The organism is Polaromonas sp. P1_G4 (assembly GCF_056405475.1).
Genome location: NZ_JBFUCA010000628.1, coordinates 1 through 2,125 on the forward strand (window position 1 = coordinate 1; position 2,125 = coordinate 2,125).

3 protein-coding genes are annotated in these 2,125 nt (G+C 63.4%); 2 read left to right on the plus strand and 1 reads right to left on the minus strand.

Features of this window, described 5'->3' with window-relative positions; genetic code table 11:
• The first annotated feature begins 16 nt into the window (after positions 1–16).
• Complete coding sequence (locus AC1D1X_RS21480) at positions 17–667, plus strand: 3-oxoacid CoA-transferase subunit B (RefSeq protein ID WP_477668313.1); 651 nt, start codon at positions 17–19, stop codon at positions 665–667.
• Between the two features lie 27 nt (positions 668–694).
• Positions 695–1,897 carry a 3-oxoadipyl-CoA thiolase gene (gene pcaF, locus AC1D1X_RS21485; protein ID WP_477699128.1) on the plus strand — a complete coding sequence of 401 codons (1,203 nt, stop codon included), beginning with the start codon at positions 695–697 and terminating at the stop codon, positions 1,895–1,897.
• Here pcaF and AC1D1X_RS21490 read toward each other — a convergent pair.
• A partial coding sequence (locus AC1D1X_RS21490; RefSeq protein ID WP_477699129.1) for a hypothetical protein occupies positions 1,894–2,125 on the minus strand: 232 nt, incomplete at its 5' end. The genes pcaF and AC1D1X_RS21490 overlap by 4 nt on opposite strands.

Genomic DNA, 2,125 nt, shown 5'->3' on the forward strand with positions numbered 1-2,125 from the left:
GTTTTAAAAAGGCGGCATGACCATGACCTACCAACGCCGTACCAAAGACCAGCTCGCAGCCCGCGTCGCGCAAGACATTTTTGACGGGGCCGTCGTCAACCTCGGCATCGGACAGCCCACGCTGGTAGCCAACCATTTGCCGGCCGGGCGCGAGGTTATTCTCCAAAGCGAAAACGGCATTCTCGGCATGGGACCTGCGCCTGCCGAAGGCGAGGAAGACTATGACCTGATCAACGCCGGCAAGCAGCCGGTAACGCTGCTCAAGGGTGGCTCCTTCTTCCACCATGCCGACAGTTTCGCGATGATGCGCGGGGGCCACCTCGACATCTGCGTACTGGGCGCGTTTCAGGTCTCGGCCACGGGCGACCTGGCCAACTGGAGCACCGGCGAGCCAGGCGCGATTCCCGCAGTGGGTGGCGCCATGGACCTCGCCATAGGCGCGCGGCAAACCTGGGTGATGATGGATTTGCTGACCAAGCAGGGCGCCAGCAAGCTGGTGCAGCAATGCACTTATCCGCTGACCGGCATCGCCTGCGTCAAGCGTGTGTACTCCGACATCGCCACGCTGGAATGCACACCGCAGGGTCTGAAGCTGATCGACACCGTCGAAGGCCTCACACACACCGAACTTGAAAAACTGGTGGGCCTGCCGATTGCGGCCGCCTGATCTCACTTCTCTCAACGCACACACACCATGACCCAAGCTTTCATTTGCGACGCCATCCGCACCCCCTTCGGCCGCTACGGCGGCGCCCTCAGCAGCGTGCGCACCGACGACCTGGGTGCGATCCCGATCAAGGCGCTGATGGCGCGCAACCCGAACGTGGATTGGCAGGCCGTCACAGATGTGCTCTACGGCTGCGCCAACCAGGCCGGGGAAGACAATCGCAATGTGGCGCGCATGGCCGCCTTGCTGGCGGGCCTGCCCATGGACGTGCCGGGCTCCACCATCAACCGCCTGTGCGGCTCGGGCCTGGATGCCTTGGGCAGCGCCGCACGTGCCATCAAGTCGGGCGAGGCCACCCTGATGATCGCCGGCGGTGTCGAGAGCATGAGCCGCGCGCCCTTTGTGATGCCCAAGGCCGAGAGCGCCTTCAGCCGCGCAAACGCGGTGTATGACACCACCATCGGCTGGCGTTTCATCAACAAGCTGATGAAAGAAAAATACGGCGTTGATGCCATGCCCGAGACGGCCGAGAACGTCGCTACCGACTACAAGATCAGCCGCGAAGACCAGGACAAAATGGCGCTGGCCAGCCAGCTCAAAGCCGTGGCCGCACAAAAGGCCGGCTACTTCGACGCTGAGATCACGCCGGTGACGATTGCCCAGAAAAAGGGCGACCCCATCGTGGTGAGCAAAGACGAACACCCACGTGAAACCTCGCTCGAAGCGCTGGCCARGCTCAAGGGCGTGGTGCGGCCSGACGGCACAGTGACCGCCGGCAACGCCAGCGGCGTGAATGACGGCGCTTGCGCGTTGCTGCTGGCCGACGAAGCCACTGCCGCAAAGAACGGCCTTACACCCAAGGCGCGCGTGGTCGGCATGGCCACTGCCGGTGTGGCGCCGCGCATCATGGGCATCGGCCCTGCCCCGGCCACACAAAAAGTGCTGGCGCTCACCGGTCTCACGATGGCGCAGATGGACGTGATCGAACTCAACGAAGCCTTTGCAGCTCAAGGTCTGGCTGTGCTGCGCATGTTGGGTGTGCGGGACGACGATCCGCGCGTCAACCCCAACGGCGGCGCCATCGCGCTGGGTCACCCGCTGGGCGCCTCGGGCGCGCGCCTGGCCACCACGGCCGTCAACCAGTTGCACAAGGGAGGCGGCCGTTATGCGCTGGCCACCATGTGCATCGGAGTAGGGCAGGGCATCGCGGTGATTCTGGAGCGTGTCTAGCCCAGACCGTGACTGGGCATCCCCTCGCGCACGGGGGCGTCTGAGGCGATCGCCATTGCATGGACGGCCTGTGGTGAAATACATCCTCGGTTCCGGTCTGCTATTGTTTTAATAGCTGCTTGCGCCCGTCCCTTCTGGGTAACTGATGTTTTTCGCTTGAATCCATGGATTTCCCGCTGATCACCGACCCCTTTTTCTATGCGGTGGCGATTCCTGCCGTGCTGATGC

What these genes read in the sequence shown, in the direction of transcription:
- AC1D1X_RS21480 (WP_477668313.1), top strand. Translation starts at nt 17, where the DNA reads ATGACCATGACCTACCAACGCCGTACCAAAGACCAGCTCGCAGCCCGC.